Annotated in this window: 16 protein-coding genes; 2 read left to right on the top strand and 14 right to left on the bottom strand. The window is 44.3% G+C overall.

What is annotated here, in order from left to right; translation table 11 throughout:
• From DFR60_RS26165 to DFR60_RS26115, 8 genes are all read right to left on the bottom strand, one after another.
• Window positions 1-6,458: InlB B-repeat-containing protein (locus DFR60_RS26165; RefSeq protein ID WP_146218634.1), on the bottom strand; the 6,458-nt coding region annotated here is incomplete at its 3' end.
• 15 nt (window positions 6,459-6,473) lie between these two features.
• Window positions 6,474-7,373, bottom strand: a complete 900-nt coding sequence (locus DFR60_RS26160) for a hypothetical protein (RefSeq protein ID WP_243005187.1) — start codon at window positions 7,371-7,373, stop codon at window positions 6,474-6,476.
• 1,182 nt (window positions 7,374-8,555) lie between these two features.
• Window positions 8,556-10,010 (bottom strand): IMP dehydrogenase, encoded by a 1,455-nt coding sequence (gene guaB / locus DFR60_RS26150; RefSeq protein WP_025529642.1) that lies wholly within the window; start codon window positions 10,008-10,010, stop codon window positions 8,556-8,558.
• Window positions 10,011-10,527: 517 nt separating this feature from the next.
• Window positions 10,528-11,385 (bottom strand): CPBP family intramembrane glutamic endopeptidase, encoded by an 858-nt coding sequence (locus tag DFR60_RS26140; protein ID WP_110325774.1) that lies wholly within the window; start codon window positions 11,383-11,385, stop codon window positions 10,528-10,530.
• Between the two features lie 634 nt (window positions 11,386-12,019).
• Window positions 12,020-13,018, bottom strand: coding sequence for a hypothetical protein (locus DFR60_RS26130; protein ID WP_110325772.1), 999 nt, complete (start codon window positions 13,016-13,018; stop codon window positions 12,020-12,022).
• A gap of 617 nt (window positions 13,019-13,635) precedes the next feature.
• Window positions 13,636-14,145 (bottom strand): DUF6106 family protein, encoded by a 510-nt coding sequence (locus DFR60_RS26125; protein WP_110325770.1) that lies wholly within the window; start codon window positions 14,143-14,145, stop codon window positions 13,636-13,638.
• Window positions 14,146-14,385: 240 nt separating this feature from the next.
• Window positions 14,386-16,005 (bottom strand): chaperonin GroEL, encoded by a 1,620-nt coding sequence (groL, locus tag DFR60_RS26120; RefSeq protein WP_110325768.1) that lies wholly within the window; start codon window positions 16,003-16,005, stop codon window positions 14,386-14,388.
• Window positions 16,006-16,076: 71 nt separating this feature from the next.
• Window positions 16,077-16,367 (bottom strand): co-chaperone GroES, encoded by a 291-nt coding sequence (locus tag DFR60_RS26115; RefSeq protein ID WP_110325766.1) that lies wholly within the window; start codon window positions 16,365-16,367, stop codon window positions 16,077-16,079.
• 265 nt (window positions 16,368-16,632) lie between these two features.
• On the opposite strand from DFR60_RS26115, the gene DFR60_RS26110 reads away from it, so the two are divergent.
• On the top strand, window positions 16,633-17,247 hold the full coding sequence (locus DFR60_RS26110; RefSeq protein WP_002602647.1) for a hypothetical protein: 615 nt from the start codon (window positions 16,633-16,635) through the stop codon (window positions 17,245-17,247).
• Between the two features lie 189 nt (window positions 17,248-17,436).
• Here DFR60_RS26110 and DFR60_RS26105 read toward each other — a convergent pair whose 3' ends face one another.
• The 5 genes from DFR60_RS26105 to DFR60_RS26085 form a co-directional block, all read right to left on the bottom strand.
• Window positions 17,437-18,966, bottom strand: a complete 1,530-nt coding sequence (locus DFR60_RS26105; RefSeq protein WP_110325764.1) for a hypothetical protein — start codon at window positions 18,964-18,966, stop codon at window positions 17,437-17,439.
• A gap of 14 nt (window positions 18,967-18,980) precedes the next feature.
• A complete protein-coding gene (locus DFR60_RS26100; protein WP_110325762.1) occupies window positions 18,981-20,510 on the bottom strand; it encodes a tripartite tricarboxylate transporter permease in 1,530 nt (509 codons plus the stop codon).
• Between the two features lie 10 nt (window positions 20,511-20,520).
• Window positions 20,521-20,964, bottom strand: a complete 444-nt coding sequence (locus DFR60_RS26095; RefSeq protein ID WP_002602644.1) for a tripartite tricarboxylate transporter TctB family protein — start codon at window positions 20,962-20,964, stop codon at window positions 20,521-20,523.
• A 20-nt stretch (window positions 20,965-20,984) separates the two neighbouring features.
• Window positions 20,985-22,070 carry a tripartite tricarboxylate transporter substrate binding protein gene (locus DFR60_RS26090; protein ID WP_110325760.1) on the bottom strand — a complete coding sequence of 362 codons (1,086 nt, stop codon included), beginning with the start codon at window positions 22,068-22,070 and terminating at the stop codon, window positions 20,985-20,987.
• Window positions 22,071-22,205: 135 nt separating this feature from the next.
• The gene (locus DFR60_RS26085; protein ID WP_110325758.1) at window positions 22,206-23,369 is read right to left on the bottom strand and encodes an ROK family transcriptional regulator; all 1,164 of its coding nucleotides are present in this window, start codon (window positions 23,367-23,369) and stop codon (window positions 22,206-22,208) included.
• Window positions 23,370-23,786: 417 nt separating this feature from the next.
• Here DFR60_RS26085 and DFR60_RS26080 point away from each other — a divergent pair, with 417 nt between their 5' ends.
• Window positions 23,787-24,701 (top strand): aldose 1-epimerase family protein, encoded by a 915-nt coding sequence (locus tag DFR60_RS26080; RefSeq protein WP_110325756.1) that lies wholly within the window; start codon window positions 23,787-23,789, stop codon window positions 24,699-24,701.
• On the opposite strand, the gene rhaD is transcribed toward DFR60_RS26080, so the two are convergent.
• Window positions 24,661-25,488 (bottom strand): rhamnulose-1-phosphate aldolase, encoded by an 828-nt coding sequence (gene rhaD / locus DFR60_RS26075; RefSeq protein ID WP_110325754.1) that lies wholly within the window; start codon window positions 25,486-25,488, stop codon window positions 24,661-24,663. The two genes, DFR60_RS26080 and rhaD, sit on opposite strands and share 41 nt — an antisense overlap.
• Window positions 25,489-25,495: the final 7 nt, after the last annotated feature.

The following is a 25,495-nucleotide window of genomic DNA, read 5'->3' as shown; positions in this document are numbered from 1 at the left end:
CTATAACCAGCTGGTACTTTACTGCTGTCCGCTACTGCTTTGACTACCGGATCTGCTACTAACACTTCCTGGTTCTCAAGCTTGTCAAATGCTGTGTTATTTCCATTTACATAGTACTCGACACTGTATTTCAGCTTCTGTGTTTCATCTACTCTGTAATATACCTTAATGACGTTAGCTGTCTCACTGATCGTTGTCGGCAGCTCCGGTAATACGCTGTCTCTTGTATAGCCGGCAGGTACCTTACTGCTGTCCGCTACTGCTTTGACTACCGGATCCGCTACCAGTACTTCCTGGTTCTCAAGCTTATCGAATGCTGTGTCATTTCCATTTACATAGTACTCAACACTGTATTTCAGCTTCTGCGTCTCGTCTACTTTGTAGTATACCCTGATAACGTTGTTGGAACTGCTGATCGCTGTTGGAAGCTTCGGAGATACATAATCTCTTGTATAACCAACCGGTACTTTACTGCTGTCCGCTACTGCTTTGACCGCAGGATCCGCTACCAACACTTCCTGATTCTCAAGTTTATCGAATGCTGTGTCATTTCCAGTTACATAATACTCGACACTGTATTTCAATTTCTGCGTCTCGTCTACTTTGTAGTATACACGTATAATGTTGTTGGAACTGCTTATCGTTACTGGCAGCTCCGGAGATACAGAATCTCTCATATAACCAGCCGGTACCTTACTGCTGTCCGCTACTGCTTTGACTACCGGATCGGCTACCAGTACTTCCTGGTTCTCAAGCTTATCAAACGCTTTGTCATTTCCAGTTACATAGTATTCGATACTGTATTTCAGTTTCTGCGTCTCATCTACTTTATAGTATACCCTGATGACGTTATTAGTCTTGCTGATTATTGTCGGCAGTTCCGGCGTTACAGAAGCTCTTTCGTAGCCTGCAGGCACCTTATTGCTGTCTGCTACTGCTTTGATCACAGGATTTGCTACAAGAACTGTCTGATTTCTAGCTACATCAAATGCTTCCATCTCACCAACAAGATAATACTCTATATCAAACTTCAATTTTTGAGTAGTATCAATACGGTAATATACTTTTATGATATTACTGCTTTCTGTTATCGTTGCCGGCAGTTCTGGAGATACAGAATCTCTTCTATAACCAGCCGGTACTTTACTGCTGTCCGCTACTGCTTTGACTACCGGATCCGCTACCAGCACTTCCTGGTTTTCAAGCTTATCGAACGCTGTGTCATTTCCATTTATATAGTATTCTACACTGTATTTCAGCTTCTGTGTTTCATCTACTCTATAATATACCTTAATGACATTAGCAGTTTCACTAATCGTTGCAGGCAGCTCCGGTAATACGCTGTCTCTTGTATAGCCGGCAGGTACCTTACTGCTGTCCGCTACTGCTTTGACTATTGGATCCGCTACCAGCACTTCCTGGTTCTCAAGCTTATCGAATGCTGTGTCATTTCCATTTACATAGTACTCAACACTGTATTTCAGCTTCTGCGTCTCGTCTACTTTGTAGTATACCTGGATGATGTTGTTAGAAACGCTAATCGTTGTCGGCAGTTCTGGCAATACGTGGTCTCTCGTATAGCCGGCAGGCACTTTACTGCTGTCCGCTACTACTTTAACTATTGGATCGGCTACCAGCACTTCCTGGTTCTCAAGCTTATCGAATGGTGTGTCATTTCCATTTACATAGTACTCAACACTGTATTTCAGCTTCTGTGTTTCATCTACTCTGTAATATACCTTGATGACATTAGCTGTCTCGCTGATCGTTGCAGGCAGCTCCGGTAATACGCTGTCTCTCGTATAACCGGCAGGCACTTTACTGCTGTCCGCTACCTCGCTGACTACCGGATCGGCAACCAATACTTCCTGATTATCCAGTTTATCAAAAGGTGTATCTTTTCCATCTATATAGTACTCAACGCTGTATTCTAGTTTTTGTGTCTCATCTACTTTATAATACACCTTAATAATATTATCTGTATCTGTGATTGTCATTTCACCATCGCTTACAGTCTGGCCGCCAAACTCTACCTTATCCAGAATATAACCACTTGGCTTATTATATGTTTTATTTACATCTGCATACTTAACTGTAGGAGAAGCAACAAGAACACTCTTATTCAGATTCCCTATTTCCTTATTCGGCTGTTCGCTCTTGTAGTATTTTATACTATAATTTAACTTCTGATTTACATCTACTGTCCACTCAGCCTTAAAGGAAAGATTTCCACGGGAACCTGTTTCAATTACTACATTTTTTGAGTCATACTCTCCACTTTCAATGCTTCCTTTAACCAATTTCCAGCCCATAAATGTATATCCAACACGGTCTGGATTTTTAAGAGTAAAGGAATTGGTACGAATACTGTATTTTGTAGGATTTGTATTGCCATTTTCCCAAACAATATCATTATAATCTACATTTTCATATGTAATTGTGTACTCATTTAAGGTCAAAGTAAACTTAATTATATTTTCACCTGTAGTTAACTTAACATTTTTGTACGCTTCCTTTACCTTATATCCAGTCAGCTGCTCTAAGTCAGTGTTCGGATAACAACGGAAAGAACTTAATTTCGATGCAATATTTGCTTCTTCGGCAACCATTTTATCTTCATACCAATACTGTACTGTATATCTCAATGATTCCGGACTTGAATAGATAAATCTTATAACATTTTTATTGGGATCGGCATCTAAGCTTATGGATGCTGTAGCCTTATCAACAATATAATCTTCATATCCAGCTATTGTTGGAACAATCGCATTGGCCTGAATTGTATCTCCTATGACTCCATTGCCCGTCACAGAATCCGCTACCGGATCACCTTCGATTGTAACGTATAATATCTGATAGCTGGTAGTTGAATGCATGCTCCAACCTGCATAAAGCTCAAAATCTGATTTCACTTTTCTCTGGAAATCATATCGCTGCGTACATGCTTCATCTATATACCAGCCAGTAAAGCTATAACCAGCTTTTTCTGGTGTGGAAATTGGCGAAACCAGCTCCCCGCTGTTTACTTCTACTGTATCTAATACCTCCTGACCATCTTTAAATGTCACATCATAAGCAGCATTGTTCCAGTGTGCATATAAAACGAGATTTCCTTTTGGCATGGAACCCGATGTATACTTTTCTGTAAAGCTGGAATCAATATACCACGCATCAAAAGTTGCATCTGACGTAGGCTTAACCGTCGGAGCTCCAAGATATTTGCTTATATCAGATTTATAAGGAATGTCTTTTTTTATGTTTTCATTCGTTCCATTTATAAGTGTCAAATCATATTTAGCACGTGTGTAATAAAACTTAGATGGGTTTTTAAATTTACGATTATAATCAAAGTCTATATTACTATAATACCGCTCATATCCATCAATAACGTAATACTCTTCATCCAAAGTTGGGCTCATAGTTGACGAAACATATATAGTGGTTTTTGTATAAAGTGAAAATTTATAGCCTTTATGCAAAGGATCAGATATATTACCAGATGGATCTTCTACATAATATTCAAGTACTCTTTCTGTATCCCCATCCTTATAATAATCAAGTACCTTTACTCCACCTTTAGTATAAGGCATGATATCCTGCAATCCTGTGTACTTACTTTCACTACGATTCCACAGCCAATAATGTCCGCCATAATTTTCCAACCACTGTTCTCTGATATTAGCCTGATATTTAGCACTTATATCTCGAGTATAACAAGTACTGTCATGCTGATGTTCAGTTAAACCACAAATTGTGTGTGACATATCATAGCAACTTTCGTCATGACTATGCCATCTATTACATGTACGTTCATAACAATTGCTTAATTTATGCGTGTGATTATTCTTCCTGCATAAAGTAGGAGATTTATCCTGGAACCTAATCGTATAAATATTTCTGGAATATCTTACAGTAACGATTGATGTCCCATCTGCCTTTAAAGCTTCACTTGTTGAATCCTTAAAAGTAAAGGCATTTTTCTCCAGTTCGCCCCAATTTGTTGGATTAGCAGTTTTTGCTGTTATCTGCACATTATCTCCTGTTTTACCAGTTTTTGCATCTGTACACAGCAGCGAATAATTGTTATCATCTGCATTTTCAATCAGATAAACCACCTTATACCCAACTGTTCCCGGATTCCATTTTGCATATAATATCGTATTATCTTCTAATATTATATTACCGGATACCCTGGTGCCCTGAGAGAAATTCTTATCTGTATACCAGCCATCAAACACATACCCAGCCTTGGTTGTGCTCTTCGCTACCGTCAGACTCTCTCCATACAATCCAGTCTGTCGTTCAACATATTCTCCGCCATCAGTACTATATGTCAGATCATATATATTTCGATCGTAGAAAATATCAACAATATTCTCTTCTGTAGCAGACAGTTCTTTCTGGCTAATTTGCTTCGGAGTAAAGCCTGTAACATTTTGGGCAACTGCCGCACTCAATTCTCCGGCTTTCCCTGATTTTGTTTCAGACTCTTTCACCTCATAAGATCCATCCAATTTCTGATAATTATGCCTTACCACATATTCAACTGTATCTGCCATATAAACAATTACAGCCAGGTATTCCTTATCTTCAGAGAGATTTGCTGTCAAAATATTTCCATCAAGGGTAATTCCAGATGCCGAATCCATCGTATCCAGTACCGGCTTATAACCATCTAAATCACCTAACTCATAGGTTAACTTATACTTCTTTGTGTTTTCATCATATAAAGCAGCTACACTCTCTGTATCCTTCGCAATCGTTCCGTTTTCATATACATATTTAATATTGACGACTGACTGGCCTACAGGTTTAATAACTGGGTCATCATCATCCAACTCTCCGACAAAAATAGATCTCAAATTCGCTCTGTTATCATAAATCCTGTATCCATCTGCAACTGCATACTCCAGAGTAATTTCAGCTTCAGTCCCTGATTTAAAAGCATCTTTTGTCAAAACTAAGCTCTGGCTAGTTAATACAATTCCCTCACGCTTGAATTCCAGTTTATCAGTATTATATTCTCCGTTGTCAAAATCATTATCAGTAATTGTTACAGTCTCTATTTTTTCATAATCAATCCAGTTATCACCATGAAGCCGATGAGTTACTGTAATTTGGTACTCATTCAGTGGTTGCTCAATATTTAAAGCATCCAGTGTAATAACATATGCCCTGGCATAAGAAGATTCATCCAAAATTACATTGCCATATACTTTCCCGTTTACTAAATTGGCTACGGAAGATGATTCCTTCGGATCTGACTTCCCGGAATTGCTGTATTCAGAGTTACTGGCAGTTGCCAGTGTAATTTTTTCGTTTTTCTCATTAGCTGACTCTAACACTGTCACGGTTGAATCTGCCGCCATCAACACAGCCGAAGAATTACGACTAATTGAAACTACGGTATTCTCTTCCGACATTGCCGCGTCTTCATTATCCGATTCACCTTTTGATGTTCCGTTTTCTTCCGGTGTTACCACTTCAACTTCCGGCGTTCTGTTTTCTTCTGGTGTTGTCACTTCTACTTCCGACGTTACGCTCTCTTCCGGTGTTGTCACTTCACCTTCCGGTGATCCGTTTTCTTCCGGTGTTGTCACTTCGCTTTCGGGCGTTCCACTTTCTTCCGGTGCTGCCACATCACTTTCCGGTGTCCCGTTTTCTTCCGGTGTTGTCACTTCACCTTCCGGTGTCCCGCTTTCCTCCGGTGTTGTCACTTCTCCTTCTGGCGTTCCATTTTCTTCCGGTGTTGTCACTTCACTTTCCGGCGTTTCACTTTCTTCCGGTGCTACCACTTCACTTTCCGGTGTTCCGTTTTCTTCCGGTGTTGTCGCTTCTCCTTCCGCTGTCCCGCTTTCCTCCGGTGTTGTCACTTCTCCTTCCGGCGTTCCATTTTCTTCTGGTGTTGTCACTTCACCTTCCAGTGTTCCATTTACGTTACCTGGTACTTCTGCTTCTACCAGTTTCGAATTTCCTTTGACTGCAATCCTTTCAGTTGCATATCCATCAACAATTGTACGAAATGATATTTTCCCTTCTGAGTCATTAATATAAAGAAAAATAATCTCCTCTTTTCCAGTCAGGCGATACCCCTCATAATCATCCTTTATTCGGACAAATACCCTGAGATCAGCACCATCTGCATCTTCATCATCGGACATATTATATGACGGAGCAATCTCATACACTGATCCATTACCGAATAATTTTTGATAATCTTTCGCATTGTCCTCCGATTCTTCAATGCCTAAATCCTCAAAATGGAATGTACTGCCACTATCTATGGCAGCTTGAGCAGAATCCCTGAGATCCTCTCCATTCATGATAAATGTGGCATTCTCTTTTTCAAACGCACTCGCCACGTCCGCCCACGACACCATATTAAATGATGTCATCGTCAGCACGAATGACAGAAAACCTGCCAGCCCTCGCCTGAACTTTCTTCTTAGTCCTTTCATACTTTCTCTCCTTCCTTACCCTTCCTTTATGGTCTTTTGTCTATTGTCAGTATAATATCTATCTTCACACTCATTTTCCCTTCTTCCGCTTTCCAATGCGGAGGCCATCAGAATTATCATCTCCAGAAAGCTTCTGAAAGCCTGTTTTTCGCCGGTTTCCCGCCAGCATATTACGCCCTGCCAGGTTGAGTGTTCCCTGTACAGGATCTTTATTACAAAGGTGGCTCTTCTGCCGCCTTTCCGGTAGGTACCCCAAGTTTCTTCTGAAATGATCTTGCATTCTCCCGGGGCTATCCCGGAAGCACTCCTGCCGATTCCAACCTCAAATAAATGGACCATAGCATCAGCCAGGCCAATGGTTCCTTTGAATTCCTCCAGATGATTGATAAATGCGTTCTGTACACTTCCTTCCAACAGTCCGCTGTCATAGGAGTTTACAGCTACCTGACATGTTCTTGCGCCTTTTCTCGGATCTTTTATTCTATATCTTCCGATAAGAATTTCGTCTATCAGCTGTATCATCTGTAATATGCTTTCAAAGTGCTCCGTCCGTTCTCCCTCCAGCCAGGTAATATTTCCCTGCCAGCTGGCGTCATATCGGAATTTTACGTATATCTGAAATGTTGCTAATTTTCCCTTATATGCTTTCTTGCATTTTTTTACTTTCAGTGCCGGATAATCAGTTCCTGAAAACTGCCGGAATTCCATGGTCTGTTTCGGACACGACATCCGGTCGAATATTTGGTTCATCTGGAGTACTAATTCAAGAAAGTTACCATAACGGATACAGAGGGGTTCTCCAGCGTGACTAATAATTCCCTCCATACACTGCCTCTCATACCGGTCTACTGTTACGGTAAAATAGCGATATGAGTTATCAAGCATGCTCATTTTTGCTATCGACAAATTTCTCACCTTCTTATAATTTGTTTTAAGTAATCCAAATTGATCTAAACTTCCTATTCTTTCTAAAAAAATCAACAGTTTATTTTGTTTTCCTTACAAAAATATTAATTATAGATGCATTATACATCTTCATGGTAACAGAATGGTTACATTTCAACTTTTTTCCATTTTATTCTTTGTAATTTTTTACTTTTTTTTATTAAAAATGCTGGGTTTTATTTTCGAAATTGGTAGATAAAACAAATTATACGAACCATTTTATCAGTTCTATTAATATTTTTTTATATATAGACAGTGATTTTATCATTTATATACTATAATATTACATTTTTTATTACATTCTTCAATAAATGAAACACTACATTTTTCTTCTTTTATCATTGTTCAAAATTCACGTTTTTTTTCATAAAAAAAAGGAAAACCTGCTCTCTTTAGAATAACAGCAAGTAAAATCAAGCCGCCGCTCGATACTTTTATAATGAATATTGGAGGTGAAAAAGAGAATACACAAATGGTAGAAACAACTTCAGGTGATTGTTGATATAATTGACAAAGATATAAAAGGCTGTAACAAAAAAAACTCACACCCCCATCTAAATTATGGAGAAAAAAACAAAAATAGCTACGTCTATTAGCGAAATGGATTGTACCAAATGCGAATTGAACAGAACTCGTAACGGTTGCACGGAAACGATAGGCCGGCCTTTTGGCATCGAGTGCATAATTGCGTTATGCTTAGAAAAGAGGATGAATGAACTATGTGAATTCAAAAGGAATTTAAAGGCAGCATTTTATGCACTTAATATAGAAGATATGGAAGAAATCACAGGACTTCACATACTGAAAGGATCTCTCATCTACCTTGAATAGCTTTGCCAAGGAGATAAACTTAAATCAGTGATAAACTGCAGAAGAAAACGGGGCATATAAATGGCATATGAACAGATATATCGCAGCCAACGCGGGCGTTAGTGGCAGACGCGGGATTAGAAAGCCATGAGAGAATCTGTGAATATCTTCCGGTATAGAAAAAAAGCCGGTAAAACCCGAAACTACGGGTTATACCGGCATATAAAGACTCTTATCTAAAGATCATCAGACACTGCTTCAGCGTCTCATCAAATACATTTATTACTTATGTCAGCCCTCATCCACCGATCACTCTACTGCTTCCCAGATCTGCGGCCCCGCCTACTCATCAATACTGTAGTTCGGAGCCTCTTTCGTAATATGAATATCATGCGGGTGGCTTTCCTTCAGGGATGCTGCGGTAATCTTTACAAATTTAGCTGTTTCCTGAAGTGTCTTAATATCAGAAGCACCACAATAGCCCATTCCTGCTCTAAGTCCGCCCAGCATCTGGAATACGGTATCTTCGACGAGACCTTTGTATGCAACACGGCCTTCCACGCCTTCCGGAACCAGTTTTTTGGCATCAGACTGGAAGTAGCGGTCCTTGCTTCCGTTCTCCATGGCTGCAATAGAACCCATGCCACGATATACCTTATACTTTCTTCCCTGATACAGCTCAAAAGTTCCCGGGCTCTCATCACATCCGGCAAACATACTTCCCATCATGCAGACATTACCGCCCGCTGCGATGGCCTTTGTTAAATCTCCGGAATACTTGATACCACCATCTGCGATAACCGGAATTCCATATTCTTTCGCTACCGCATAGCAATCCATAACAGCTGTGATCTGCGGCACACCGATACCAGCAACCACACGGGTTGTACAGATAGAACCAGGTCCGATACCGACCTTAATCGCATCTGCACCGGCCTCAATCAGGGCCTTTGCCGCGTCTCCGGTCGCTATGTTTCCAGCGATGACCGGAAGATCCGGATATGCTTCCTTAATCATGCGTACACAGTTTAAAACGTTGGCGGAATGGCCATGAGCGGAATCCAGGACAATCACATCGACCTTGGAAGCGACCAAAGCCGCCACACGATCCAGAACATTAGCAGTAATTCCGATGGCAGCACCACACAGAAGTCTTCCCTGACTGTCTTTTGCAGACAACGGATATTTGATCTGCTTTTCAATATCCTTAATTGTAATGAGTCCCTTTAAATTAAAATCATCATCAACGATCGGAAGCTTTTCCACTCTCGCCTTGGCAAGAATCTTCTTCGCTTCTGTCATGGTAATGCCTTCCTTCGCCGTCACCAGATTTTTGGAAGTCATACACTCTTTTATCTTGCGGGAAAAATCTTCCTCAAATTTTAAATCACGGTTGGTAATGATACCAACCAGTTTTTTGCCTTCTGTAATCGGCACACCGGAAATACGGAACTTCGCCATCAGCTCGTCCGCATCCTTTAATGTATGTTCTGGGGAAAGATAAAATGGATCCGTAATGACGCCATTCTCCGACCTCTTTACCTTATCAACCTCATCTGCCTGCGCCTGAATCGACATGTTCTTGTGGATAATACCGATACCTCCCTGTCTTGCCATGGCAATTGCCATACGATGCTCGGTAACCGTATCCATACCAGCACTCATCAGGGGAATGTTCAGCTTGATGGTTTTTGTGAGGCAGGTCGTCAAATCAACCTGATTGGGGATTACTTCTGAATAAGCTGGAACTAAAAGTACGTCGTCAAAAGTAATGCCGTCGCCAATAATTGTACCCATTAAATTTTCCTCTCTTTCTTGTCCTTTTTATTAATGTAACTAATATATTTTTGCTTGTTAGTTACATAGTTTAACAAATTTTGCGTCACTTGTCAACGGACAATTTCAATCTGTTTTCCGTGTGTGAAAGACATAAATTCCAGCGTATTTAATATATTCATCGCGGCTAATAAATTTACATTATTTGGGAGTTTGTGAGCAATACTTTATATTTCTTTTGTTCAGCCTTTTGTTTTTACGTTGCGGCTTTATATTTTATATGCTAATTCCTGACTCCCTGTACTTCACCCAGGTTTACGTTTCTAGCAGCCATGTTTTAAACATGTTTCCACAATATTTGTTTCCTATATAAAAAACTATCTTCAACTCATAAAAGCCAGGATAAAGACAGAATAAATTCTTCCCGTCCAAATGCGCATAATCATCAAACGGGCAATGCATAAGTATGTAAACAAATGCACTGCCCGCAATCATAATTTCTCATATAATGATGCCATTCCCGATTCAATACGGCCGACTAATTTTCGGAGGGAGCACTGCCTGAATCAATCTTCTTCTGTTTCCAGATATAGAAAACAAGAACCAACAGGAATGAGAGACTTTGAGCAATAGTGATTCGCACAAACATCAATTCATCAGCGCCTGTATAGGAAGTAACGTGTAAAATATTTACGATTGTATTATTGACAAAATGATCCCCCATAGCCATGTAAAGTGAACCGGTTAATTTCGTTATCATAGCCGCTTTAAAACCGACAAGACCGCTTGTGATTACCAACATGAAAATGTTGGCCGCCATCCCTCCCATGCTGCTCAGACCGTCATAATAATTGCGAATCGGGCCTATGACATGCCACACACCGAATAAAATGGAACAAATAATTGCCGCTGCAATAAATTTGTATTTCTGTTGAAGAATTTTTTGAAAAAGTCCTCGGTATATGCCTTCCTCCATCCATACATTAACGATGTTGCCAACAATACAAATAAGGAAGAACAGGATACCGGTCTCATTTCCTATATTTTTATCCACAGCATAGCTGCTGACATAAAATTGAAGGGACTGGAAATTCCCCTGCGAAACTGCAATCAGGATTTCTGTCCCATATGCTGCCGTAAACACAGAAATACCAAACAGTAAACCGAATGCAAAATTTTTGAATATACCTTTACGCTTAAATCCAATATACTCGAAATCAGCAGATAGCATTTTTATTGCAATCCAGAGAATTATGATGCCAGCAATCTTATGTATGATTGCTTCTCCTAATAAGGTCTGATCTGTACGAATAATAAAATATTCTATAATTCGAAAGATAAAACACAGTATGTAAATTGCGAGCACCGATAACAAGGGACTTCTTAGCTTTTTCATGTAGAGCTCCTTCTGTCGTTCGACTTTGGATTTATTTGGCCGTCTCACCTGGTTTTGAAACGATATGTTTCTTATACTTTATATGTTAATATAGGGCCTGTCAAGCTATCTTACTTACTCTTAGTTTGTATCTATAAAATTATAGGAGATGCCATTGAAACAGTCGATCTATATTCCATCACTCTTATTTAAATATCAGTAAATGTCAGCACGTAAAAACATTTATTATTTATGATTTGTATCTGATTAATTTAGAAGTCTCCTGTTATTGTAAATCGCTATTCTCTAATTTATGTCTTTATGATTCAAAATAAAAATAGGAGCTTATGATCGAAAATGCAGCCTATTTCGGTACATTTGCCGAAGTAAGCTGCATTTGTTTACTGTTTTCTTTTCTAGTACAGCATTGCGTAAGTTTCGGTGAATTATGTGCTTGATATTTGCGTCAGGGGCACGTCCGCGAAGCGACGGCGTAGTGGACCCTACGGTTAGCTTCGCGGGCGTGGTCCTGGCGTGAATAGCGAGTGCAGAATTCACTAGAACTTATGCAACGCTGTACTAGTTATAGTAAGCTCTGTTGGATTACTGATATTTTCTTCATAATTTGCTAATTTCTCGTATCTTATGATATAGATCACATATTTACGGCTCTTTTCAGCTTCTTTACATCATCTTCAAGTATGCTGACTCGAATTCTTGTCATTTCGATACTTCCTGCTACTCTTATCGCCTCATCCAGTTTTCTGTTCAGAATGAAATGTGATTCTGCAATAAGAGCAATACTCGGGCGGATTTCATTTTCAATGGTAAAACGAATCCCCTTCACATTTTCATTTAACTGTTCCATCTTAGCATCAATTCTGCCTTCCATGGTGTTCATATCATTTCTCTGGTCTATGATATCAGTCTTTACCACAGCCATATCGCTCTTCAGTTCTGTTACATCGCCCTTTAATTCCACGATATCGCTCTTCACCACAGTCATATCGCTCTTCAGTTCTGTTACATCGCCCTTTATCTCTATGATATCGCCCTTTATCTCCACGATATTGCTCTTTACCACAATCATATCGCTTTTCAGTTCTGTTACATCGCCCTTTAATTCCACGATATCGCTCTTCACCACAGTCATATCGCTTTTCAGCTCTGCTACATCCTCCTTTAATTCCACGATATCGCTTTTCAGCTCTGCTGCATCACTCTTTAATTCCACGATATCACTCTTTACCACGGCCATATCGCTCTTCAACTCTGCTACATCACTCTTTAATTCCATGATATCGCTCTTCACCACAGTCATATCGCTCTTCAGCTCTGCTACATCACTCTTTAATTCCATGATATCGCTCTTCACCACGGCCATATCGCTCTTCAGCTCTGCTACATCGCCCTTTAATTCCACGATATCGCTCTTCACCACGGCCATATCGCTCTTCAGCTCTGCTACATCACTCTTTAATTCCACGATATCGCTCTTCACCACGGCCATATCGCTCTTCAGCTCTGCTACATCTCCCTTTAATTCCACGATATCGCCCTTTATCACAGCCATATCATTTTTCATCTCAATTACATTATCATTTATACTCTGAACATTCCCACAGAGTAAATCCAACTTTTCATCTATTGTCATTCTACTCCTCCTATCTTTACTTTTCACGTCATTCAGATGTTTTTATTATACTGTAAAAGCTTTGCCATTACAAGACTTTTTCTCAATCAATCATACACATCACCAACTCTCCTGAAGCTAAACATAGGATTTTTTTGCGGAAACCGCATTGAAACAAAGAATTTTAGAATTTCACAGACAAGAAAACGCTGTGGAACTTGTTTCCTATCTTACTATATTCGAATCACACCTGTCAAGCTTCGATGTTAGGTTTTACAAAGATTTCATCCTCTTCACCAATCCAGGCGTTTTAACTTCACTTCTCCTCCCCCATTCCCAAAGAGCAAAAAAAAAGGCCAAACACACTCCGCGTCCTAATCCGCATCATGTATCTGTCCTTTTCATTTTACCTTTATAAAACTTATCTTGAAACAAATCCTCAAACAACGTTCAAAGAAGCTCCTTGTTTCAATCCGCGCACGATAATTTCACTGTATGCGACTACATCTTATAGATGCGCGGCTTGACTTCATGTCAGTGGGGGATACCGATTTCTCTCCGCCCCCCACTGCCGTTAAGCTTGTTTTTGGCGTTTCATCTCTCCACCTATAAAGGTGGGAGAATTCTCTCTTATTTTGTTAAACGCGGTCCACGATCTTTCGTGGAGCCGTCATCTTCATGCAGTGAAGAAGCTTATCGTTCGGCTCGAAAATAATCTTCGTGGATTCACTGCCGGACTGGCTGATTAATGTATAAGTCTTGACGTCCGGTGTGCGGGAAGAAAAATCCAGAACCTTCATATTATTTGTTTCGTGATCTTTCGCTTCCGTGGAACCGGTAGGCGCAACGATCTGAATTTCATCCATGGAACCTTCCCAGGCCTTTTTTCTCTTGGTCTTTCCGTAAATCCGGTCGATGGTCAGCTGATTCGTCACATAGAGATACTCAAATTCAACTTCGCTGTTGCGGAAAACAAAGTAAGCTGCCCCCGCTGCTGCAAACAGAACAAGAATACCAAATATTCCGAGCAGCGGAGAGACAGCGATAAAAAATGCCACCACACATACCAGAACCATCAATACCTTGACAAGCATCATATAAGCTGGTGCTTTCCGTTTTACAAGCCATTCTGCATACATTTCATTCATAGACTGATGTCCTTTCTTCTGTGAAGGGAGATGATGAATAAAGAGTCTGGCGCACCAAACTCCCGTGCCGGAGTACGGCTGCTTCAGCAGCCTTACTTCCCTGGTGCGAAGTACGCCTCTTACCCGGATGGTTTATTATTTCACGGAACTTGTCGTCCCATCGAAAAACAAAAGAGGATCTGCAATGCAAGCACTGCAAATCCTCTTTCCATTCCGCATGCGTCGCTTTTGCTTCCGTTATTACATCATATCCATTCCGCCTGGAGCCGGAGCTGCAGGTGTTTTTTCTTTTATATTAGCAACAACTGATTCAGTTGTCAATAAGGTAGATGCAACACTGTTCGCATTCTGTAACGCACTTCTTGTAACCTTGGTCGGATCTAAGATACCGGCCTCGATCATATCAACATATTCTTCCTTATAAGCATCGAAGCCTGTGCCAACCGGTGCCTCTTTTACCTTGCTGATAATAACGGCGCCTTCCAGTCCTGCGTTTGCCACAATGTGGTATAACGGAGCCTCCAGAGCCTTTAAGATAATCTTCGCACCTGTCTTCTCTTCGCCTTCCAGACCATCAATAACTTTCTGAACATCTTTCATAGCATGGATATAAGCGGAACCGCCGCCGGCGATAACGCCCTCTTCTACGGCTGCTCTTGCTGCGGATAAAGCATCTTCCATACGAAGCTTGGCTTCCTTCATCTCGGTCTCAGTTGCCGCACCTACACGGATAACAGCGACTCCGCCGGATAACTTCGCAAGTCTTTCCTGTAATTTTTCTTTATCAAAATCGGAGGTAGTCTCTTCGATCTGGCCCTTAATCTGGCCGATTCTGGCTTCAATCTCATCTTTGCTGCCTTCGCCGTCTACGATAATGGTATTTTCCTTCTGAACCTTAACGGATTTTGCACGTCCAAGCATATCCATTGTGGTGTTCTTTAATTCATAGCCTAATTCTTCGGAAATCACCTTTCCGCCTGTTAAGATAGCGATATCCTGAAGCATCTCTTTTCTTCTGTCGCCGTAGCCAGGAGCCTTAACAGCAACTACATTAAAGGTACCTCTTAACTTGTTAACGATTAAAGTGGTCAGAGCCTCGCCCTCGATATCTTCTGCAATAATTAAGAGTCTTGCGCCAGACTGTACAACCTGCTCTAATAACGGAAGGATCTCCTGAATGTTGGAAATCTTCTTATCTGTAATAAGGATATACGGATCGTCTAAGTTGGCTTCCATTTTCTCCATATCGGTGCACATGTAAGCGGAAACGTATCCTCTGTCAAACTGCATACCTTCTACTAAGTCTAACTCAGTCTTCATGGTCTTGGATTCTTCAATAGTGATGACACCGTTGTTGGAAACCTTCTCCATAGCATCTGCTACCATCTCGCCAACTCCGTCGTCTGCTGCGGAGATCGCTGCTACTCTTGCGATGGAAGCTTTGCCCTTGATCGGCTCACTCATCTTTGCAATCGCTTCTACAGCTGCCGCAGTGGCTTTTCTCATACCTTTTCTTAATTCGATCGGATTAGCGCCTGCTGCCACGTTCTTCATACCTTCGTTGATCATCGCCTGAGCCAGTACAGTCGCTGTGGTGGTACCGTCTCCGGCTACGTCGTTGGTCTTTGTCGCAACTTCTTTAACAAGCTGAGCGCCCATGTTCTCATATGGATCTTCCAGTTCGATCTCTTTCGCAATGGTCACACCGTCGTTGGTGATGAGCGGAGCACCAAAGGATTTGTCAAGAACAACGTTTCTTCCTTTCGGTCCCAATGTTACGCGAACTGTGTCTGCTAACTGATTTACGCCGGCTTCCAGTGCTTTTCTGGCGTCTACACCATATTTAATCTGCTTTGCCATGATTTCATTCCTCCAGTTTCTTTCTATCTATCGTTTTTGTTATGATTTCGGTATTGCCCTAAGGGTTCGGTTTATTCGATCACAGCCAGGATATCGTTCTGTTTAACGATAACCAGCTTATCATTCTCATTTTCGCCTTCCACTTCGGTTCCTGAATACTTGGAAAAGATTACTTTATCGCCGACCTTTACCTGCATGGTTACTTCCTTGCCATCAACCAAGCCGCCTGGTCCAACTGCGATTACTTCCGCCTGCTGCGGTTTTTCTTTTGCCTGACCCGGTAAAACGATCCCGGATTTTGTCGTTTCCTCTGCAACCAATGGTTTTAATACTACCCTGTCAAATAATGGTGCTAATTTCATTGCAATTCCTCCTCATACTGTTTCTGTTGATTCTTTCTTTTTGTTTCGCAAATGGAAACTTCTTTTAACCACATACTAAGTTATATCACTCATTATTAGCACTGTCAATAGTTGAGTGCTAATTTTATATTTTTTTTACAATTTAGTTCCATAACTGAGAGCATTTTCCCGTTCCTACATAGTTTATAGAAATTTTCTTATTATATACCTTTATTTTTTTCTTTATTAGTATTACAATAAGAAGCAAACGAAAGGAGTGTTTCACATGGCAAAAAAGGGTAATGGTTTTGGGAAATTAGTGGCTTTCGCCACCATCGCGGGTGCCGTTGCGGCCGGTATCTCTTATTTTACGAAATATAAATCTTTCCATAAAGAACTGGAAGAAGATTTTCATGATTTTGAAGATGACGGGAATGATGACATTTCCAAGATTGACAGCACAATGAACAGGAACTACGTATCCCTTCACGCAGACAAAGATGAATTCAAGGTAGCCGCCGCCGATATGGCCGACGCAGCCAAGGATGCAGCTTCTGCCGCGAAGAACCTCGTGAAAGACGCAGCCAGCATCGTGAACAGTACGGCAAGGGAAGCCGCTTCCGCAGTTGCCGATACCGCCAAGGATATGCTTGATTCCGCCATGGACCGTTCAGAGGACGACGAGGAAGAAGAAGATATTACCGAAGACGGCGGGCTCGACTACGCAGCCGGCGCCACAGAAGGGTTCAAAGAAGAACCGGAGCAGGCCGCAGATACAGAAGATAAAGAAGCAGACTCAGAAGAAGTCGAAGAGATATATGAGGGAACCGGAGATGCATTGAAGAAATTTGCCGCAGAGGAATCCACTACGATTGTGGAAGACACGGCAGACGAACCATAATGAATCAAAGTCAGCCAACCGGTAATCAGACGGCGCAGAGTGGTATTCCATTCTGCGCCATTAAATTTACATTTTAAGTTCACAATTTAAGTTTACATATTAATAAGAAAGAGTACCGAAAAGTGAATGCCACTCTCACGATTCCATTTCCAGGAATCCGCCTTCACTTTTCGGTACTCTTTTTATCTGTTATTCCCGCACAAAAATCGGTGAAACCCAGGCGGTGTCACCATTTCTCAAATGCACCCGGAGCCGGTAGCAGCTTCCCGCCTCCAGTGTCACCTTCTTTTCATACTTCATCGTATACGCCTCTTCCGGCACTGCCTGGCGGATTCTGGTCTTATAGGCGTTGTGCCAGTAGAAATCATCGCGGTAGTGTTCCACATTTCCAAAGACCTCTGCGGCCAGATCCATGCTCTCCTGATACTGGGCAAGAATTCTTGAGGATTTCATCAATTCCTTAAGCGTAAAGCGGTAGACGTAGCGGTCCACCTTCAGCACGATCTCATCCTCCGGCTTTCCCTCCACTTCAAACACAAAGCCTTCCTTTACGACCGTACTCGGTCCCATCCAGTGGCCTGTGGTGGTGCTCATATAGGTAGTCATATGGAATTCACAGGATTTCTCCGTCACATTGCAGAGCTCCTGACCAAAGCTGTTAAAACATTTCTGCACCAGGCAAAGACGGCCCGGAACTTCCAGAGACCCATCCCATGTTTTCGTCAGGCGATCCTTATAAAACTTGGGATTCGGCCCCCAGCCAAACTCCACTGCAAATTTATACTTTCTTACGCCGGTATACTGAGTCTCTTCCCAGGTACCCGCATGAACCGCCATGGTATCCAGAACATTGTCCCGAAGGATCTCTACCCGGTCAATGGCGTCCGCCGCCTCAATGGCAAATGCAAGCGTTCCCTCTCCCGGCTTCACCACAGCCCCCATCGGGCTACCGTTTATGGTAAAATCAATATCCATACGGCTTCTGCTGACGCCATATACCCGGCGGTTTAGCAGGCCTTCCCAGATCGCCTCCTTTGAGCCGTCCGCTGCCAGCACGCACATGGTTCCATGATCGTGAACCGCCGGTACATTGTGGTTGTCTCCGGAAGCAATCATGCCGACCAGATACCCCTTTTCAAGCCCCCTCTCATAGCAGGTCTCTCCGGTTCTCGGCCCCATGTGGAGATGGCGCTCCATATCAAAAGGTCCTGTATCGTTTTCACTGCATCCATGGCTGGAGTAAATCTCCGCAAACGGCGAGAAATCTTCCCGGTGCGTCTCCCAGTTTTTCCCCCTGCTGCCCAGCTGGTAGGCTACATGGTGGGGGATGGCTATCGCCGACCTGTCCTTATACGCCTGATAGAGTTCCTCGTACCGCATGGGATGGAGCATCGGCTGCTCATTATCCAAAAAGAACACATTATGGTCTCCATCATCTCCGGAGCCCTGCCACTCATAGCCCATAAACATCGGATAACCGGCTTCGTTTTGCTGTTTTACCGCCTCGCGGAGCTGTTCCCAGTCCTGTTCGATCTGTTCCCTGTCATATAAATCCTCCAGGCCTGCCCCTGTTTCGGTACGCTTCATATAGAAGGGATAGTAGGCAACCGGCCAGAAATCAACGGTCTTTTTTGCGTGTTCAATCCATTGGTTCAGCTCTCCCATCTGATTGTGATGAATATTGCTGTGTAAATCCGTCCATAGTTTTTTGTAATGCATAGTGGTTCCTTTCCTTACTTCTCCGTATTTTCTCCGTATTTTTTCAGAAATTCTGCTTCCATGCTCCGCTGCTTTTTGTCGTTCTTCTTTAAAAGCCAGATCAGAACAAAGGTCAGAATTATAAACGCCAGACAGATTGGGCGTTTAAAGAATATGGTCCAGGAGCCGTCTGAAAGGACCAGGGAATTTCTTAAGTTGGCCTCTGCGATGGGGCCAAGAACGATTCCGAGAATAATCGGAACGGGAGGCAGTTCCACCTTCTGCATGAAATAAGCGATACAGCCGAAAATCAGCATGACCCTCACGTCAAAGGAAGAATTCGCCAGTGAAAATGCTCCCGTACAGCAGATAACGACCAGGAGCGCCGTCAGAAGCTCCTGCGGAATATGTGTGATTTTTACGAACAGGGGAAGCAGATATTTTCCCTGTAAAAACATCACAATCTGAGAAATCACGCATCCGATCAAAATGGCGTAAACGACCGGCCCCGAAGTGGAAAACAGCTTTGGACCAACCACCAGCCCATGCATGGTGAATGCGCCCAACAGCGTGGCCGCCACCGCATCTCCCGGAATTCCCAGTGTAAGCAGCGGAATCAGCGTGGCCGCGGTCGCCCCATTGTTGGCGGACTCCGGCGCGGCGATTCCCTTTAATTCTCCCTCCCCGAACTTCTCGCCCGGTTTCGCGCAGCGTTTGGCCTCGTTATAAGCGATATAGGAGGCGATCGCCCCGCCTGTGCCCGGAATGGCTCCGATAAACGCTCCGATCGCGGAGGATTTCAGCATGGTGGGAACGGTACTCTTTAATTCGCCGAGCGTCAGACGGTCCGAAGGATCTGCCTTCTTCAGTTCTGTGCCCGCTTCCTCTTCTTCCGTGCCGTTTACACGGCTGATCATCTGTGCAATCGCGTAAACGCCCAGTAAAACCGCCAGCATTTTGATTCCGTTATACATCTGAAGACTGCCGAAGGTAAAACGGGTGACGCCGCTGACAGCGTCAATACCCACAGTGGCAATCAGTACGCCAAAGGCGCCGCTGATCACTCCCTTTAAGATGCTCCGTCCGCTGACTGAGGCGATAACGGACAGCCCGAATACCGCCAGGGCAAAATACTCCGGGGCTCCGAAATAGACGGCGATTTTGCTGATCTGGGGTGCGAAGAACAGGAGGCACAAAGCGCTCACCAGTCCGCCAAAGGTGGACGCCGCCAGGGCCATGTCCAGGGCCTTCCTGGTCTTTCCCTTTTTCGACAGGGGATATCCGTCCAGCAGTGTGGCTGCCGCTGCGTTCGTTCCCGGCGTATTGATCAGAATCGCCGTTATGGAGCCTCCGAAATTCGAGCCGAAAAAGATAGCGGTCAGCATCAGCAGGGCTGGAACACTGCCTAATTTAAATGTAAATGGAATCAGAACGGTAATGGCCAGATTGCCATTCAGCCCTGGTATGGAGCCGAAAATGATTCCTATAAAAATCCCCAGGTTTACAAATACAAAGTTCTCCAGAGTAAACAGCTGGGGCAGTGCCTGAAATATAATTTCCTTCATTTGCGGCCTCCTACTTCAGTCTCACGTGAAGTACCTGCGTAAACAGCAGATACAGGACGAAAACCGTGATAATTACGATCATATAATACAGCTTCTTTTTACTCTTTGTAAAAAGCAGGGTTGCGGCTCCCAGGAATATGGAAGCCACAATAAAGCTGTAGTCAAACAGGATCACATAGATCCCAAATACCGCCATGTAAAGGAACGCCTTGCCTTCTTTTGCAAGATTCAGTTCCCGGACCGTGTCCTTCTTTAAAATAAGGCTCTGGACGATCAGCGCGGCGCCGCATACGATAAACAGAATGGCAGCTCCGCCGGGTACGGCCCTGGAAGTCAGACTGTTTCCTGACGAATATTCTGTACCTATCTGGGCCGGAATCAGCCAGAGGACTGCCAGGCCGAAGATCACGCTTACGATTCCGGCCCACAGATTTGTCCTGTACTTCACTTTCATATCGCTTTCTCCCTGCCTTGTTAGTGATAATACTTTTCGTAGATTTCCTGGCACATTTTTGCAGAATCCTCAATCATGGCACGTACAGTCTCGCCGTCGGCAATATCCGGAACGTATTTTGCGCTCTCGGCCAGTTTCTTACATTCCTCTGTTTCCGTATAAGCCTGAATCATGTCATGAATCTGATCCAGGGCTGTCTGATCCGCTCCTTTTTTCGCCATCAGGAAGTTGCAGGATTTGAATTGGATATCATATCCCAAATCCACGACAGACGGAACGGTTAAGCCTTCGAATCCCTCATAGGCGTCCTCTGAAAATACCGCAATGGGAACGGCCGTCCCCTCTTCGATAAACTGCTGACAGGCGCTGGCATTGCCGATGGCGCAGACTACGTCTCCGGAGGTCAGGGCCAGCATATCCTTATTCGTTCCGTCCGATGTCACGGCCTCCGCGTTTAAGCCCGCTTCTCCGAACAGCGCCGTGCCCAGCATATGAGTCGTTCCTCCAGGTGTATTGGAGCCGAACAGAATCCGCTCTTTCTCTCCATAGGCCTTCAGTTCCTCCCAGTTATGGATGCCGCTCTTCTCCGGGTTCACACAGAGTACAAAATCCTCAGATACCATGCCGGAAACAATGGCGAAATCGTCAAGGCTGACCTTAATATCCTGATTAAAGAGAGGCGCCAGCGTAAAGAGCGCGATTCCTGACGTCATCAGCTCGCAGGGGTCTGCGTCCTTGGCAAGAAGATCATTGGCTGCTATGGCTCCGGACGCTCCGGTCAGATTATTAATCATAACCGTCGTTCCCGTGCTCTGCTGAATTCCCTGTCCCAAAATCCTCGTGATCGTGTCCATGGTTCCCCCTGCTGCATTGGGAACACGGATTGTAATGTCATGGTCCGGCTTCCAGCTGCCGGCCGGCACGGCGGCGCTGTCGGCGGCTCCACTCTCATTGTCCTTGGACACACTCTCATTGGACGCTTCCTCTTTGGCGGCCTCCTTCTGTGTCTCAGACGGATTCTTCGCTCCGCTCTGGCTGGCGCATCCCATAACCGACGCCGCCATAACTCCCGCAAGTACCAATGCCATCAAATTTCTTCTTTTCATTTGCTGCCTCTCCTTTTCATATAATTTCATTTTGAAATTAATTAGTTAAATTTTTAAGACACACCCCGTTGTCTTTTTATCATTATATCACATCTCTATATTATTTCAATATGAAATTATATTTTTTTATTAAGTTTAGACAATAATCTCCAGAGCCCGTTCCACAGACAGTCTGGCAATGCTATCCTCAATGCGGACATTTTTCGTCTCTCTCACCATCCAGCAGTTGTCGGCAATCTCCTCCGTAAAGGCCAGTTCCTTCGTCTTCTGCTTCAAACGCTCCAGAATCCCATCGACGCTCTCGAACAGATCGCCATACAACACAAGCGTTCCGGGGTTCACAACCAGAAGAATCTGATTAATGCCGATCGCCAGTTTGTCAATGGCATCCTTAAGGACCGCGGCTGCAGCCTTCTCCCCCTCGCCAGCCAGTCTGCATATCTCCGGCAGCTCCAGCCGTTTCCCGCTGGCTTCGAAGTACGCCTCTTCCATGGCCGGCTTTGAAACATACGATTCCAAATGCCCTCTTTTTCCGCAGGCGCACCGTCTTCCTCCGCTCTCCACGAGGATGTGGGCGAACTTACCTGCCATGCTGTTCTCTCCGTCGATCACCTGGCCATTGCAGATAATGCTGCCTCCGACGCCGTCGGAAATGTAGAGATACACCAGATTCCGGTTGGTGCCGCTCAAGTCCAGATACTGCCCTTTTAAATCGGCAATCACGTTGTTTTCCACGAGAATCTCGCAGTCATACCGCATTCCCATGTATTCCTTTACATGGATTTCCTCTCCTGAGTCAGGTGAATAGATTACGCTTCCTTTTCCTTCGTTTACCGTTCCGCGGGAGGCAATACCAATGGCAAGAAGGTGTTTCTTCTCAATGCCTGCAGTCTCTAAGCAGTCCTGGACGGCATGTTCCATCAGGCTTAAGAGCTGATCCCCCTTCGTTTTCCCTAAAAGCCTTATTTCACCGGAATGCACCGGTTCTCCTCCCAGGTTCCTGATACAGTAGTAAAGCCTCGATCTGCTTAAATTCATTCCGACGCTGTAATAGGCATTCTTTTTGACGCAGAGCATAACCGGACGGCGCCCCATATGGGTCTGTTCGGTGCCTTCCTCACAAATAAGCCCCTCCCGCAGCAGTTCCTCCACCACCCGCGTGACGGACGGCGCAGAAAGGCCCAGGCGCTTCTCCAGCTGTTTTCTGGAAATGCCTTCATGATTTAAAATTTCGCGAAATACGCGAACCCTGTTTCTGGATTTCATCTGAGATTTTCCGGTGTTTTCAATGCGAAGCATAGAACAAGCCTCCTTTCCTGACTAGAGTACTCCCGGGAGCACTATCACTATCATACTCGATATTCCTGTTTCCGGCAAGCAAAAAGGATGGTATAGTATCTGTATCAATTTACAGCTTACCGCCCCCGGCTCGCCTCAACCGCCTGGTCTGCTCTGCCGGATTGAGTTCCGTTTCTGGTTCCGGTTTCGGGGATAAGAAGTTCTAAACGTGCAGAATTTTTCTAAAAACCAAGAGAAATGCCCAAACTCGCTGCGCTCAAACAGGTGGGCATTTCCCTTGAACGAAAAACCCTACGCGTTAAGAACTTCTAATCCCCTGCAAAGTCACAAGAAACGGAACTCAATCCGGCAGAGCAGACCAGGCGGTTGAGGCGAGCCGGGGGCGGTAAGCTGTAACTACAGAAATGGGGAAGATTTATGTTGACTACAATTAGAAATTCAGAATTGACCGCGGTGATTGACAGCACAGGAGCACAGCTTGTTTCTTTAAAAGACCGCAGTGGGAAAGAATACATCTGGCAGAGGGATCCGCGCTTCTGGGACCGCTGTTCCCCGCTCCTCTTTCCCGTGGTTGGAGGCTGCCGGGACAACCGGATCGTAATAGACGGAAGCGAATACAGCCTGCCAAAGCACGGTTTCTGCAAGGATATGGAGTTTCACAGGATAACACAGACAGACTGCAGCGTGTCCTTCCTTCTTCAGGACAGTGAATACACAAAAACCATGTATCCCTGGTCCTTCTGCCTGTCGCTGACCTATGAGCTGCAGCATGGGAGCCTTCTCCTGAAATACCGGGTCGCCAACAAGGACTCCTCTGCCCTGTATTACTGCATCGGAGCCCATCCTGGCTTCTGCTGTCCTATGGAGGAAGACGCTGTCTTCGAGGACTACTGTCTTATATTTGAGAAAGAGGAATCCACCTGTGCCATGCCCTTTGACCGTTTTCTGGGAGAATATCTCTCCGGCGAAAGCGGATACGAACTGCACGGCCGCATCATTCCCCTTTCCAGGGAACTCTTCCAGGACAATGCCCTTTATTTTCCCGAAATCACTTCACGCCGGGTCTCTCTCGTTCATTGGGAAAGCGGCCGTGGCGTCGAGGTTTCCTATCCGGACTTTGAGACGATTGCATTTTGGACCGTGTACCCGGATAGGGCGCCGTTTCTCTGCATCGAGCCATGGAACGGTTCCGGAGCCCGCACAGGAGAAGGGGACGAGCTGATTCATAAAAATCATGTCCGAAGACTGGAACCAGGCGCCTCCCACGACCTCACCATGGCAGTCAGGCCTCTTATTTCTCGTACAGAAATTCTTCCGGAAGTGTTACCTTAAAATCCTTTGCCAGATCCCTAAAATTCTGCGGCGTAATGGTCTGCAGCTTATCCGGACGGATCGACAGAACCTTGACCAGGATTTCAGCGGACTTCTCTACGGTATGCATCAGGCCGAAGGTCAGATCAAAATCTTCGCCGGAAGCAAACAGGCCGTGGTGAGCCCATACGGCAACGTCGTACTTCTTCATCAGTTCGCTGGTGGCCACGGCGATGTCGCGTCCGCCCGGAACCATCCAGCCGACTACGCCGACGCCATCCGGAAATACGACCGGACACTCGGTAGCCATTTCCCATAATTCTCTCGTAAATACCTCGTCTTCCAGCGGAAGAACGAAGGTCAGGGCGATGACATTGGTCGGATGCGCATGGTAAATAACGCGGTGCTTTCCACCGGTAACTTCTTTCTTCACTTCATGGTTCATCAAATGGGATGGAAGCTCGCTGGTTGGGCGTCCGCCATTCACCAGGCCCCAGCAGATGCGGTAGTTCACGCCTGCTTCGTCTACCTCGATGATGCAGCTGTTGGCCGCCGGATCAAGGATTACATTGCGGAAGTATTTTCCGCTTCCCGTTACCATGAAATACTCGCCGGCCAGCTTCGGAACGCTGGTTCCGATCGGCTGCCATGGATTCGTGTCTGTTAATTCTTCCTTCACGGATTCCACTTCTTCCGGTTTGATGCGGTAGCTCAAGTTGCCGCCGTTTCTTTCATGCCAGTTCTGTTTGAAACCGTCGTCACAGAGACGGATAAAGCCTTTTACAAATTCTGCTTCTGTTACCTTCATTTTATAT

Origin of the sequence: Hungatella effluvii (assembly GCF_003201875.1) — a bacterium.
GTDB lineage: Bacteria > Bacillota > Clostridia > Lachnospirales > Lachnospiraceae > Hungatella > Hungatella effluvii.
The sequence above is the reverse complement of the archived record's forward strand: the minus strand, read 5'-3'. Positions and strand labels throughout refer to the sequence as shown.